Annotated in this window: 11 protein-coding genes and 3 riboswitches; of the genes, 7 read left to right on the top strand and 4 right to left on the bottom strand. The window is 33.8% G+C overall.

Going from position 1 to position 14084, the window contains the following annotated elements; genetic code table 11:
- Nucleotides 1-13: 13 nt before the first annotated feature.
- From E5Z56_RS01350 to E5Z56_RS01325, 6 genes are all read left to right on the top strand, one after another.
- Nucleotides 14-1297 (top strand): CapA family protein, encoded by a 1284-nt coding sequence (locus E5Z56_RS01350; protein ID WP_138156188.1) that lies wholly within the window; start codon nucleotides 14-16, stop codon nucleotides 1295-1297.
- Between the two features lie 222 nt (nucleotides 1298-1519).
- Nucleotides 1520-1717, top strand: a complete 198-nt coding sequence (locus E5Z56_RS01345) for a ferredoxin-thioredoxin reductase catalytic domain-containing protein (RefSeq protein ID WP_022505338.1) — start codon at nucleotides 1520-1522, stop codon at nucleotides 1715-1717.
- Nucleotides 1718-1727: 10 nt separating this feature from the next.
- Complete coding sequence (trxA, locus tag E5Z56_RS01340; RefSeq protein WP_022505339.1) at nucleotides 1728-2045, top strand: thioredoxin; 318 nt, start codon at nucleotides 1728-1730, stop codon at nucleotides 2043-2045.
- Entirely contained in the window at nucleotides 2045-2251 is a 207-nt protein-coding gene (locus E5Z56_RS01335) for a hypothetical protein (RefSeq protein ID WP_138156187.1), read from the top strand. Before trxA ends, E5Z56_RS01335 begins: the two co-directional genes overlap by 1 nt.
- A 67-nt stretch (nucleotides 2252-2318) precedes the next feature.
- Entirely contained in the window at nucleotides 2319-2756 is a 438-nt protein-coding gene (locus E5Z56_RS01330; protein WP_138156186.1) for an RrF2 family transcriptional regulator, read from the top strand.
- A gap of 774 nt (nucleotides 2757-3530) precedes the next feature.
- Nucleotides 3531-3628: riboswitch (purine riboswitch) on the top strand.
- Nucleotides 3629-3684: 56 nt separating this feature from the next.
- Nucleotides 3685-5064 (top strand): NAD(P)/FAD-dependent oxidoreductase, encoded by a 1380-nt coding sequence (locus E5Z56_RS01325; RefSeq protein WP_138156185.1) that lies wholly within the window; start codon nucleotides 3685-3687, stop codon nucleotides 5062-5064.
- 116 nt (nucleotides 5065-5180) lie between these two features.
- Here E5Z56_RS01325 and E5Z56_RS01320 read toward each other — a convergent pair whose 3' ends face one another.
- Complete coding sequence (locus E5Z56_RS01320; RefSeq protein ID WP_138156184.1) at nucleotides 5181-7334, bottom strand: DEAD/DEAH box helicase; 2154 nt, start codon at nucleotides 7332-7334, stop codon at nucleotides 5181-5183.
- A 291-nt stretch (nucleotides 7335-7625) separates the two neighbouring features.
- Here E5Z56_RS01320 and E5Z56_RS01315 point away from each other — a divergent pair, with 291 nt between their 5' ends.
- The gene (locus tag E5Z56_RS01315) at nucleotides 7626-10085 is read left to right on the top strand and encodes an alpha-amylase family glycosyl hydrolase (protein ID WP_175405330.1); all 2460 of its coding nucleotides are present in this window, start codon (nucleotides 7626-7628) and stop codon (nucleotides 10083-10085) included.
- A 1548-nt stretch (nucleotides 10086-11633) separates the two neighbouring features.
- Here the strand turns inward: E5Z56_RS01315 and E5Z56_RS01310 are convergent.
- The 3 genes from E5Z56_RS01310 to E5Z56_RS01300 all read right to left on the bottom strand — a co-directional run bounded on the left by E5Z56_RS01310 (nucleotide 11634) and on the right by E5Z56_RS01300 (nucleotide 14083).
- On the bottom strand, nucleotides 11634-12224 hold the full coding sequence (locus tag E5Z56_RS01310) for a folate family ECF transporter S component (RefSeq protein ID WP_138156182.1): 591 nt from the start codon (nucleotides 12222-12224) through the stop codon (nucleotides 11634-11636).
- 89 nt (nucleotides 12225-12313) lie between these two features.
- Nucleotides 12314-12410, bottom strand: a riboswitch (THF riboswitch).
- A gap of 39 nt (nucleotides 12411-12449) precedes the next feature.
- Nucleotides 12450-13082: an ECF transporter S component gene (locus E5Z56_RS01305; RefSeq protein WP_138156181.1), complete on the bottom strand. Its 633-nt coding sequence runs from the start codon at nucleotides 13080-13082 to the stop codon at nucleotides 12450-12452.
- A 118-nt stretch (nucleotides 13083-13200) separates the two neighbouring features.
- Nucleotides 13201-13316, bottom strand: a riboswitch (FMN riboswitch).
- A 29-nt stretch (nucleotides 13317-13345) separates the two neighbouring features.
- Entirely contained in the window at nucleotides 13346-14083 is a 738-nt protein-coding gene (locus E5Z56_RS01300; RefSeq protein ID WP_138156180.1) for a DNA alkylation repair protein, read from the bottom strand.
- Nucleotide 14084 lies beyond the last annotated feature (1 nt).

Here is a 14084-nt window from a genome sequence, read left to right as displayed (position 1 = left end):
TAGGAGGGTAAAAGTGGCTAGAAGAGGATATGTAGATAAGAGAGGCAACAAAAGACAGTATTCAATGATTCCTTTTGTGGGTTTAGGAATTTTAGTTGTACTTCTCATTGTAATAATTGTTGGTATTACTTCTTGTGCAAAAGGTTGTAGCAACAAGGGTGATACTAAAGAAACAAAACCACAGACTACAACAACAGCAAAAGCAACAGAAAGTTCATTTAATATGTCTATTGCCGGTGACTATATTATTTACAGTTCAATTTATAAGGGTGCAAATGAAATTGCCGGTGGCAATGGATATAACTTTAAACCAATGGTAAAGAACCTAAAACAGTTTACCTCTAAGTGTGATGTAAACTACTATAATCAAGAAACAATCCTTGGTGGTACAGAAATGGGACTTTCCGATTATCCACTATTTGTCAGTCCACAAGAAGCCGGTGACGCTATGGTTGACCTAGGTTATAACCTAGTTTCAACTGCTACTAACCATTCAATGGATGGTGGTGAAGAGGGTATCCTAAATTCTTGCAAATATTGGGACAAGCAAAGAAAAGAACATAATGTATATATGATGGGTACTTATGACAGCCAAGCAGACAGAGATGCAGTAAATGTACTTGAATGTAACGACATTAAATATACAATGCTTGACTATACATATGGCACAAACGGTATTCCTGTACCTGATGGTAAGGAATATATGGTTAATGTTTGGCCAATTGACCTGGAAATTAATGACCCTGCAAAGGATACTAAGTATCAAGCATATAAAAAGCAAGTTAAGAAAGATATTGAAGCAGTAAGAGATAATGTTGACTTCTTAATTGTTGGTATGCATGCCGGTGTTGAATATATGCCTGATGAATCAGAATATCAGGATGATATGGCACAGTTCCTTGCTGATAATGGTGTTAACCTAGTAATTGGTACTCACCCTCATGTAATTGAACCTGCAAGATATGTTGGCGATACTTTGGTTTATTACTCAATGGGTAATCTATTATGTTCACAGTATCAAGACGAAAATTATAACAAGGTTACAAGTATTCTTGCTACTATGACAGTTAAGAAAACTACTAAAGACGGTAAAACAAAAATCACTTTTGAAAACCTAGAGAATAATCTACTTTACTGTTACTTTAACCAAGCAACATGGAGAGACCATTTGATTATTCCTTTCAGCAGTAGTGAAATTAAGGAGTATCTACCTGAATATAAGGAAGTTTATAATACATATAAAAATATCTTCCTAAAGTATGACAAGACTTTACCTTTCACAGCTTGTGCAAAATAAATTTTAAATTAGACTATAGTTTACAGTTGTAGGGATTTTACTACAGAATTATAGTTTACAGTTGTAGGGGTTCACTACAAAATTATGGCTTACAGTTGTATGGGCGAATATCATTCGCCCGAGCAAATTAACCTATATAATAGATATTTAGCCCTATGTATAAAGTAAGATTTAGTACAAATTATTCATTCTTACTCATATGAGAAAGGGGGAAATTAAATAATGAAAATCAGATACAACGAAAATAAAGAAATAGTAGAGGCAGTAAAACAAGGTCTTAAAGAAAAGGGTGGCTATTGCCCTTGTAGAAGAGAAAAAACAGAGGACTACAAGTGTATGTGCAAGGAGTTTAGAGAACAAATTGCCGACCCTAACTTTGAGGGCTATTGTCACTGTATGCTATACTATAAAGAAAAATAAGGTGAAAAATATGAGTATTATTAACTTAACTAAAGATAGCTACCATAATGAGGTTATGGAAACTGAAAAGGTAGTAGTAATTGACTTTTGGGCAACTTGGTGTGGTCCTTGCAAAATGATGGCACCTGTAGTTGAAGAAGTTGCAAAGGATTATCCTGATGTAAAGGTTTGTAAAGTAAATGTTGATGAAGAACCTGAACTTTCAAATGCTTTTAAGATTGTAAGTATCCCAACTATTGTTGTTATTAAGAATGGTGAAATCATTGATTCTGTAGTTGGCTACAGACCAAAAGAAGATATTGAAAAGATTATTAAATTGGTGAAGTAATGATTTATAAAGTTCTTGATATTATTGAACCTGACTTTGGTTGTGAAGGTTTGCCTGATGGTCAAGTGCCAATGGATGATGTGGTACTTCTTGATGAAGATAACAATAAAAAAGTTATTAAGCAAGGGGATATGTACCTTTATCAAATGGATATAAATGTTGGTGACAAGGTAGTAATTGTTGATAATAAGTTAAAGAAGGCTTGATTTTTTCTTATCTCTCTGTTAAAATATAACTATTCCTATAGAAAAAGTAGGGAAAGGAGAGAAGAAAATGAAAGTTTCCACCAAAGGTAGATATGCTTTACGAATTTTAATTGACCTTGCAATTAATGCAAAGGACGGTTATATTTCAATAAAAAGTATTTCCGAAAGACAGAAAATCTCTATTAAATATATGGAAACCATTGTTGGTATGCTAAATAAAGGTGGTTTCTTAAATAGCCTTAGAGGTCATTCAGGTGGATATAAGCTATCCAGACCGGCAGATAATATTGTTGTTGGTGATGTGCTAAGATTTATTGAGGGTTCTTTAGCTCCAATCCCTTGCCTAGAAACAGAAGAAAATACTTGTGAACTTGCGTCAATGTGCCAGACTTTACCTTTCTGGAAAGGTCTTTATAATGTGGTTACTAATTATGTGGATAAGTTCACTATTGAAGATTTAATAGAAATGAACGATGCTAATAAAGGTGATTTTTATTGTATCTAGTAACAGTTATATTTTCTAATTAAATAAGTATATTTTAAAGTGGTGGAGTATTCTGCCACTTTTTGTTTTATAAATTTCATTGTGTGATTTGATAATTATTTCTATAAATTTGGGTTTGTGGGGATGAGTACAAAGTGTTAATTTTTAGAAAATAAAGCTCCCTTGTGTAAAGGGAGACTGGCGAATATGTACAAATTCAAGGTAACTACATAGGACAAAATAACAACAAACTATAGGCTTACAGTCGTAGGGGCGAACAGTGTTCGCCCGTAATGAAAGTGTGATACCTATGGGATTATTGTCCTGTTTACAGGCTATAAATTTATAATATCTACATAGGGCATAATACCTTTATTTAGGATAGTTTGTAACGGGACATCAATGATGTCCCCTACACCTGTTAGCCACACTATTGTTATAATAACAGGTATGATAATTCTGCAAATTTTCCTTTATACTCAACTAAATTTATAACAAATTTTCCTTTACCCACAATTAAAATTAAAAAGACAAACCCTAATTTATTTAACTAACCTATCTAAACGCAGAAACAGAATTGAAAAAACCTAATTTATCTAACTAACCTTTACCCACAATAAAAATTGAAAAAACTAATTCATCAATTTTTTCTTAACCCACAAAGGCAACTGAAATATAAATTTGAAAAGTTTATATTTTAAAGGAATGTATATTAAAATTTTAGTGATATTATCTATATAATTAGGTGTATAAATGTGCAAATTTACTGTTGACTATTTGGAATTCTTTTGATATAATACCCAAGGTTAAAAAGATTATATAAGTTCGAGATACGGTCGAATGTTTCTACTAACTGCCTCAAACAGTTAACTATAATCCCCATTGGGGCATAGTATTATCTGTTTATGGTGGTTTTTTTATGCCCTATTTTAACAAAGGAGAAATTTGTATGAAAATGTATGATGTTATTATTGTTGGTGCAGGTCCGGGTGGTATTTTTTCTGCTTATGAACTGATAACTAACAATCCTGATATTAAGGTTGCCGTTTTTGAAGAAGGTCACATTCTTAACAAGAGAAAATGCCCTATTGACGGTGACAAGATTAAGAAGTGTATCAACTGTAAAAGTTGTTCCATTATGAGTGGCTTTGGTGGTGCAGGTGCATTTTCTGATGGTAAGTACAACATTACAAATGACTTTGGTGGTACACTTTACGAATATATCGGCAAGAAAAAAGCTATTGAACTAATGGAATATGTTGACAAAATCAATATGGACTTTGGTGGTGAGGGTACAAAGCTATACTCTACTGCCGGTACAGGCTTTAAGAAAATTTGCCTACAAAATAAGCTAAACCTACTTGATGCATCAGTTCGTCACTTAGGTACAGATATAAACTATATTGTGCTAAACAACCTATATCACTTCCTAAAAGAAAAGGTTGACTTTTACTTTGACACACCTGTTACAACAGTTGAACTTCTAAATGATAATGATGAGGGCTATATTGTAGATACAGAGGATGAAACATATCAGTGCAAGAAGTGTATTATTTCTGTTGGTCGTAGTGGTAGTAAGTGGATGGAAAAGGTTTGTCACGAACTAAAGATTCCTACAAAATCCAACAGAGTTGATATTGGTGTAAGAGTTGAACTACCTGCTGCAATTTTCTCTCATCTAACAGATGAACTATATGAAAGTAAAATTGTTTATCGTACAGAACAGTTTGAAGATAATGTAAGAACATTCTGTATGAACCCTAAGGGTAGTGTTGTTACAGAAAATACTAACGGTATCATTACAGTAAACGGTCATAGTTATGAAGATAAAGAAAAGCAGACTAACAACACAAACTTTGCTTTACTTGTCAGCAAGCATTTTTCTGAGCCATTTAAGGATAGTAACGGCTATGGTGAGAGTATCGCAAGACTAAGTAATATGCTTGGTGGTGGCGTTATTGTTCAGCGTTTTGGTGACCTTATCAGAGGTAGAAGAAGTAACCCTAAGAGAATTGAAGAAGGTCTTGTTGAACCTACACTTTCAGCAACACCGGGCGACTTAAGTCTTGTACTACCTAAGAGAATTATGGATGGCATTATCGAAATGATTTATGCACTTGACAAGATTGCTCCCGGTACTGCAAATGATGATACCCTACTTTATGGTGTTGAAGTTAAGTTCTACAATATGGAAGTTGAAGTTGATAAGCACCTAGAGTCACTACATAAAGGTTTGTATATTATCGGTGACGGTAGTGGTGTTACTCATTCATTATCTCATGCAAGTGCAAGTGGTGTATTTGTTGCAAGAGAAATTCTTCAACAGTAATTACATTTATTAAGTTTATAAGAGTATTTTTACTTCTATTATAAAAAACATAGAAAATACAAAAAAGAGCCAAAGTAAAATTTTTACCTTACTTTGGCTTTTGTTTTGCAGTGAATTTATTTTTCTGTATTAGAATTATTAACTAAGTTCTTAACCCTTTCATACTCAACTTTCATCATATTATTAAAGGTTTCTTCATTGATTTCGATAGTATCTTTAGCAGAAGATTTATCGGCAAATTCATTGAAAATGTTTTGCTTTTTGTTTAGCATTTTCATCATTTGCTCATCAATAGAGTCCTCACAAAGCAGTCTATACACAAGAACATTTCTTGTTTGTCCCATTCGATATGCTCTGGAAATAGCTTGATTTTCTATTGATGGTTTAAACTGTGGTTCACAAATAATTACAACACTGGCTGACTGAATATTCAGTCCTGTACCACCGGCTTGAATTTGTGCCGGTAACACTGCACCTGCTTTTGCATTGTTAAATTCATCAATAATTTCTTGCCTACGCTGAGGAGAAACTGCACCGTTAATATGGTCAACACATTTATCCCCAAGAACTAATTTAACCTTTTTAATTGTGTCTAAGAAATATGAGAATACAATAACTTTTCTACCGTCATCAGTAGCTTCATCAACAATTTCTTTTAATCTTTTTGCCTTTGAGGAGTCGGCAATATTGGCAACATTCCATGATACTCTCCTAGGAGCTTGCATATTATCTGACATAACTGCATTGTAATATGCTTCCTTTTCAACAGGATTCATATCAAGCCATTCTTTGTTTTCAATAAGCTGAGGAAGTTCTGTCAGTACTTCTTCTCTTTTTCTTCTGTAATAAACCGGTGCTACCTTTTCACGAAATTCAGGTGCTGAACTTAGATACTCCATACCGTCAACTTCATATGCAATTTGTGGTTGCAAAATAGAGATAAGCTCTATCATTTCATTTACCCTATTTTCAAGGGCAGTACCTGTCATAAACAAAATTCTTTTTGCATGGTCTGCAATATTTCTAACATTTCTTGACCGTCTTGCCTCAGGATTCTTAATATAATGGGCTTCATCAACAATTAAATTTTCAAACCTAAAACTGTCCTCAAGGTCAATATAGCCTGTAGTTTCATATGTAGTAACTGCAACACCACCGTTTTGCATCCAATTTTCTAAGGCAACCGATTTATCTTGACCATGAATTTTCACAACTATTAAGTCACTTTTCTCGGTAATTTCTCTACACCAATTGGCAATAACACTGGCAGGACATACAACCATAAAGCGAGTAGCACCGATATTTCTAAGTGCAACCATTAGTGCAATAGCCTGAATAGTTTTACCTAAACCCATCTCATCACCAAGCAACACTTTCTGTTGCAAGAATGCATACTTAACACCGGTTAACTGATACTTTCTAAGTTCACAAGCAAGACCTGTAAGGTCAACCTCTTGACTTTCAACTTGTTTTGCCAGTTCATCAGGCAAACCTAAGGCTTTGTTATTTCCAAGTGCATTAGGTGTGATTTCTTCTAAAATATTATAGAACTGAATTGAATATTTCTCAAAGTCACTCCAACATTCTTCATCAGTTATTTTCTCAACATCAATTGCAGATTTTGAACTTTCATCAGCAAAAGCACCATATTCACTTTTAGCTAAATAGGTTAGAAATTCATAGGCTTTTTCTGCTTTATCTTTATTTTCTTTAGAAGAAAATAACCACTTAACACCATTCTTTGCAGTTGCAACATTTTCAATTTCTGTGTTAACTTTTTCTGAATATGTATTTAGCAGTTGAGTACATCTACCGGCACAAGGAAAAATCTTTCTGTAAATATCAACACATCTGACTATAGCAGTAGTTTCAGGAGTTTTGTTGTCAACAGATAGTGCAAGTTTCGTAACATCAACAATTTGATTAACCATTTTATCAACAGTTTCACGAATAGCATAAGCACTTTCAAGGCTGATACCGTTAATTTCTTTAAGCTCCAAAACTGTCTTATAGGCAATATCTGAAATATTATTATAACCACTGTCATGAAGTGATTTTACCCTAATTCCTTGTTTGTTGCGATTAAGTTCATCAACAGGAATATTGCTTAATGTTTCATTTATTTTGTTGGAAATGTAGTTATTTACATTATCCTTAATTGCATTTTTATAATTCTCTGAAAGATTTATAACATAATTAAGCTGACTTGAAATTTTTGTATGTGTCTTAATAATTCTCCTAGTATCTTTAGTCTTAAATGACCTTGCCATAAAATGTAGCTCCTTTTACTGTCAGTTGCCTATTAATTATACTTCAAAAATGGTTATATGGCAAATTTTATGCAGATAATTTACCATCTGATTTCTCGGCATTACAGATTATGTTAAAAATACAATTGTAATAAATAGTTAAGATTATTTAAAAATTATTCATAGTTTTATAGCAAATCGTACAAATATAAGGTGTAAACTTTGGGTGTAAGGTTAATTGAGAGGTAACTTCTTATATGTTATAATTATGTTACGAGATATATTATGAAAACTTGAATGGAGGTTTTTCAGTTGAAGAAGTTTTTGTCAGTGGCACTGTCAGCTACTATGATGGCAAGTACAGTTGCTTTAGCACCGACTTTTAGTGCAAAAACTGTTGATAAAGCTGTTACTAAGACCAGTGAAAGTGCTACTTCAAAAGATAATTTTACTTGGGATAATGCTTCAGTTTATTTTCTTTTAACTGACCGTTTCAATAACGGTAACACAAGTAACGACCACAGTTACGGTAGAGGACTTGAAAAGGATGGTACTGTTACTACCAAGATGAATAGTGATGCAGCATCATTTCAGGGTGGTGACTTTGTTGGTATTACTGAGAAAATTAACGAAGGTTACTTTGATAAGCTAGGTGTAAATGCACTTTGGGTTTCTGCTCCATATGAACAAATCCAAGGTTATACTTGTACCGGTTCTAGAGAAAAATCTGCAATGCCACACTATGCATATCATGGTTATTATGCAGGTGACTATACAGACTTTGACCAAAATTTCGGTACAGAAGAAGAATTCAAAACTATGGTTGATACTGCTCATAAGCATGGACTAAGAGTTGTACTTGATATTGTTATGAACCATCCCGGTTACAACACAATGTATGATATGAACAAGTTTGGTTTTGGCAGACTTTTAACCGGTTGGGAAGATGAGTATTATTCATTTAAGGGCTTTAATGATACATATCATAAGTACATTACTTATGAGGATTCCAAAGATGACGGTTCACTTGCAAAAGATTGGTCAACTTGGTGGGGTGCTAGTTGGTTAAGAGGTGGCATCCAAGGTTATCCTGCTTTTGGTTCAGGTGCAGATAATATTCTAAAGGGTTCAGCCGGTGGTCTGTTACCTGACTTTAGAACAGAATCAACTGAAGAAGTTGAACTACCAACATTTTTAGCTAATAAGTGGAAAAAAGAAGGCAACTACGAAACTAAAGTTGCTGAAATGAATAAATGGTTCAAAGATAACAACAAAACTAAGAGAGTCAGAAACTACCTATGCTACTGGCTAAGCAGTTATGTTGAAAAGTACGGTATTGATGGTTTCCGTTGCGATACTGCAAAACATGTTGAACTTGACTCTTGGGCAGAACTAAAGGACGATTGTACTAAGGCTCTTGAAACATGGAGAAAGAATAACCCTGACAAAGCCGGTGCTGATTGGGATGAACCATTCTGGATGACAGGTGAAGTTTATGGCAAGGCACTTTCCGGTCCTAGCGATAATTACTTTACAAAGGGTAAGTTTGACTCAACAATCAACTTTGAATTTTCCGGTGGCAGAGGTATCACAGATGTTTCCGGTGTAAACACAACATATGAAAAGTATGCAAGAAATATTAACTCAAGCTCAACATACAATGTGCTAACATATATTTCTTCTCACGATACTGCTTTATGTGGCAGAGATAGAAGTACTGATTCATATAATAAAGACAAGCTAATTTATCAAGGCTCTGCTTTACAGTTACTTCCCGGTGCAGTACAGATTTACTACGGTGATGAAACAGGTAGAAAATATGTTAAGGCAGTTGGCTCAATAGGTACAACTATTTCTAATGGTAACCATGATGTTCGTTCATTTATGAACTGGGATAGCATTGATAACGATATTCTTTCTCATTGGCAGAAAGTCGGTACATTCCGTAACAACCATGTATCTGTTGGTGCAGGTTCTCATACTTCACTAAAATCAACATCCGGTGCAGCATTTGAAAGAACATATGACAAAGACGGTGTATCTGATAAAGTTATGGCTTGTATCGGTGCTACTGCTAACACTAATGTTACTATTACAGTTGACACAACTAAGTTTGCTAACGGTGCAATTCTAAAAAATACTTATGATGATTCTACTGCTACTGTTACAGATGGCAAGGTAACATTTAACAGTGGTGCTAACGGTACTATCTTAATTGAAGATACAGGTGAAGTTAATCCTATAATCAATGTTAAGAGCATTAAGCTAAACAGAACTTCATATACTTATAACCGTACAACAAAGAATGGTACATTAACATTAAAAGCTACTGTAAATCCAACTAACGCAAATAACAAAAAGGTTACATATAAGTCAAGTAACACAAAGGTAGCTACAGTTAACGGCAACGGTGTTGTTTCTCTAAGATCCAGAGGTACAGCAATTATTACAGCAACATCAAGTGATAATAGCAAAATAAAAGCTACTTGCAAGGTAACAGTAGTTCAAAGAGTAACTTCTGTTAAGCTAAACAGAAGGTCAGCTACTCTAAAGGTAAAGGGCAAAGCTAACCAAAAGACTTGTACTTTAAAGGCTATAGTTAACCCAAGCAATGCCAATGTTAAGACAGTAACATTTAAGTCAAGTAACAGTAAGGTTGCTACAGTAAATAGCAAAGGTAAAGTTATTGCTAAGAAAAAGGGTAGAGCAACTGTTACTGTAACAACAAGAGATGGCAGAAAAACTGCCAGATGTACAATTATTGTTAAATAAATTTCTTTCAAATTAATTTTAAACATATTACTACAATCTCTTAAAAAGATTAAATTGAAGAAATTATATTTTATGCAACTCACCTTATCCTTTCTTTATACACTGTTGCATTAAATAAGCGTCTTACTACTACAATTTAATAAGAAGCATCTTTCTACTACATTTTACTAATTAGCGTCCTACTATTACATCCCACTTTAAAGGCATACTTCGGTATGCCTTTTTACTTTTGTTTTTATTTTTTCAATTTTTCTGTGGGTAAAGATTAGTTTTATAAATTTGGGTTTGTGAGGCTATTTGATAGTTTTAACTAATATGGAATTGTAAATGAATTTACAATTCCAATCACTCCTTCCGTCTTTGCATACGCAAAGCCACCAGCCTATGCATAAGTTCGCAAAGCCAAATATAAAATTTGGATGCTCACTTATCCCTCAGCGAGGGAGGCAAAATAGTTTGTACAAATCTAAAATAAGTACGCAATTTTTAAATAGTACAGACTTTATAAATTAGTATAAATTATGGTAAAGACAAAGGCTCCCTCGCTGAGGGAGCTGTCATTCGTGAATTGCAAAGCAATTCACCTTTTAAAGAATGACTGAAGGAGTGGTTGATATTTTAAACTTGTTTAAAATATCATCATAGAAGAAACTTTCCTTTATTTCTAACTATAAAATACAATGAACATTATGAGATACAGTTGTAGGGGACATCATTGATGTCCCGTTTGAAAATTAACCTTTCTATTTGTATTTTGTCCTTTGTAGATATTATAAATTTATAGTCTGTAAACAGGACAATAATCTCATAAGTATCACACTTTTTAACGGGCGAACAATTAAGTGAACATCAAAGAAAACGAGTCATAGGCGAAGTTTGATTTGCTAATGTGAACTTATGCAAAAGTTTTTGAATAAAAAACTTTTGTAGTGAAGCCCCTACGACTGTGAGCCAAAAGTTTGTTGTAATTTTGTCCTATGTAGTTACCCTAAATTTGTACATATTCGCCAGTCGCCCTTGTGTAAAGGGATAAGTGAGCATCCAAATTTTAATTTGGCTTTGCGAACTTATGCAGTGGCTGATGTTTTGCAAATGCAAAACAGAGGGATTGTCACGGTAGATTGTGTTCTCTAGATAAAATGTGTACGATTAGATAAGAGTTATCTATAAATATAGGAACGAACAGTGTTCGTTCCCTAAATCATATATCGAATAAATCTTATATAATCTAAAGTGCCTACCAAAACAATCCTTCCACCACTTCGTGGTTCCCCTCCCTTTACGCAAGGGAGGCTAGTTAGTATCAGCTAATTCTAAATAACTACCACAAAACAAGGATTTTTTATCCTCACAAACCCTAATTTATCAATCTTAACTTTACGCACAGACAAAATTAAAAACCCTAATTTGAAGAACACACCTATCTTAACCCACAATCAAAATTAAAAAAACAAAAGAAAATAGAGGCGAATTAACGCCTCTATGTGAATCAATTTTTGATTTTAATTATATATTACTTTATAAAATAGGGGATAAGTAAAAACAAAATCAAGTAGTTGGAAGGTTCTTACTGATTGCAGGAACTCTGTTAAGTGCCTTAACAACAACTGCAACTAAGATACCTTCAATAATAGCCCATGGAATAAGTGTTGCAGCTCTTAGACCAAGTAGCTGTAAATATGTTAAACCGTAGAACATATAAATGAAGTATGTGTTAATTGCAAGGCTACCAATTAAAGTGACAAGAACTTCACAGATAATTGTTCTTGGTAGAGAAATCTTTTCCTTGTATAGGATGATACCCAGTAGACAAGCCTCAATAATGTAACCGGCAGTAATACCTGGTGTAAATGATGCTCCTGCAGGTGCAAATACATATGAAAGTACATCACCTAAACAAGCAGTAATCATTGAGCAAACAGGACCAAAATAGTAAGCAACAAGTGCCATAGGTAAGAAAGTGAAACCAATCTTTACATATGGGTTGAATGCAAGTCCAATGTTTGCAAACATACCTAGTACAACTCTTAGTGCAAGTAACATTGCAATAATTGCAATTCCCTGTACTTTACCAAGTTCCTTTGCTGATGAAGCAAATTTATTTGGTATCTTCTTAAAAAAATTCACAAAACTATCCATTATTTAAACCTCCTTATTATAAGTTACAGAGGTGGCAAATAAAAAGACGGAAACTTCAGAAAAGTTCCCGTCCATAGTTTGTCGTCTGTAACAGCGGGATGCGAAACTGTAACCGCAGGTAATCCTTTCGTTTCTTTGACAACTCCCCGTTCAAAGAACACTTCACGAAACAGTTTCTACTCTGTGAACATTTACTATTATATCACTCTCAGTAAGTTTGTCAACTTATTTTTTCATAAACATTTTATCAATGCTACGAATCAAGTTGGAAAGTGGCTTGTAAATGAAGAATACAATCAATGAAATAATAAGTCCCTTTACAATGTTAAACGGACCAACACAGAAGATACAGAAAGTAAATGTATCTGAGATAAATGGTACAATTTCTTTACCTAGGCTGATAATAGCCTCAATAGGCATAAAGTTTGAATATAGAGGAACAAGTACAAATGTGTTAAATAGAATACCTACAACTGCCATTGTAACAGTACCTGTCAGCATACCGATTAAAGCAGTTTTTCTAGACTTTTTGTGCTTATAGATTAAACCGGCAGGTAGGATAAATGAACAACCAATAATGAAGTTTGCCAGTTCACCAACGCCACCGGTTGATGTACCCTTAATTAAGAATTTAACTAGGATTTTTACAAGTTCAATAATTACACCGGCAACAGGTCCCATACTGTATGTGCCAACAAGTACAGGTACTTCTGAAAAGTCAAATTCATAGAAAGATGGTGCGATAAATGGCAGTGGAAATTCAATAAACATTAGTCCTGCTGCCAAAGCTGCAAGCATAGAAGTTACAGCAAGGAAAGTTGTGTGGTTTATGCCACTTTTTTGTTTTACGATTGTCATATATAATGACCTCCCAATAAATAATATTACAGTTAGTCGTCATATAATAAGAAAACCCCACAATAAAAATTGTGGGGCAAAGAGCATATTAACAACACGCACCAGTGGTACGCAAAAAAATCATCCTCTTTCATCCGGACTATAACCGTCGGTATTGGAATTTCACCAATTCAACCATAATGGCTCGTGGACTTTACCACCGGTGGGGAATTACACCCCGCCCCGAAGACAACTATTCTGTTTAACTTTATTATAACACTATGTTACAGTTTGTCAAGACTAACTTTCTTAAATTCCTTAATTTCTTCCTTATCCTTATCAGATACCCTTCTGCTATCTCTGATTTTGGAGCAAGTCATTAAGAAAGTTTCTTTGTCATAATAATTCTTTTTAAGAAAATTAAAAACTTCATCTTTATGAAAAGCAAAAAGCTCAGCAGTAAGCCATGCCTTAGCCATTTTTACATAGTAATGGTCATAATTAATATTCTTTAAACGAACTAAAATATCATCTAAATACTTTTTATCTTCCTTGTATTCAAACATTGTAATAATGCCATAGCGAATTTCCCAAGGGTTATCACTGTTTAAATATTTTTCTATATAAGAAAAATATTCTTCCTTATATTTCTTTAATTCAGTAAATTTACAACTGTCACACAATGCCCAGTTGTTCATTCTTTTCACAAAAGACTCCATCAATGAGGAAAAGTCAGAGAAACTTTCTGTTTTAATACTACAAGTTACAATGCCATAAAGCATACTTTCCTCATAATATTTATTTCCACAAACCTTAAGAAAACTTCTAGGGTTGCCTTTTGCAATAGCTTTACCCAGCTTTCTCATTACAGGTACTCTTATACCAATAAAATATTCTTTGTCACAATTAGGTATAAGCTTACTGTGAAAATCTCTGTATTTTAAGTCAGCCTGACTCTTTAGATAAAGAATCAGGCTGTTATAGTCCTCTTGTGTCCAGTTATCAATTATAAATCTGTCCATA

Source organism: Ruminococcus bovis, from assembly GCF_005601135.1.
Taxonomy (GTDB): domain Bacteria; phylum Bacillota; class Clostridia; order Oscillospirales; family Acutalibacteraceae; genus Ruminococcoides; species Ruminococcoides bovis.
This window is presented reverse-complemented; position numbering and strand designations above follow the sequence as displayed.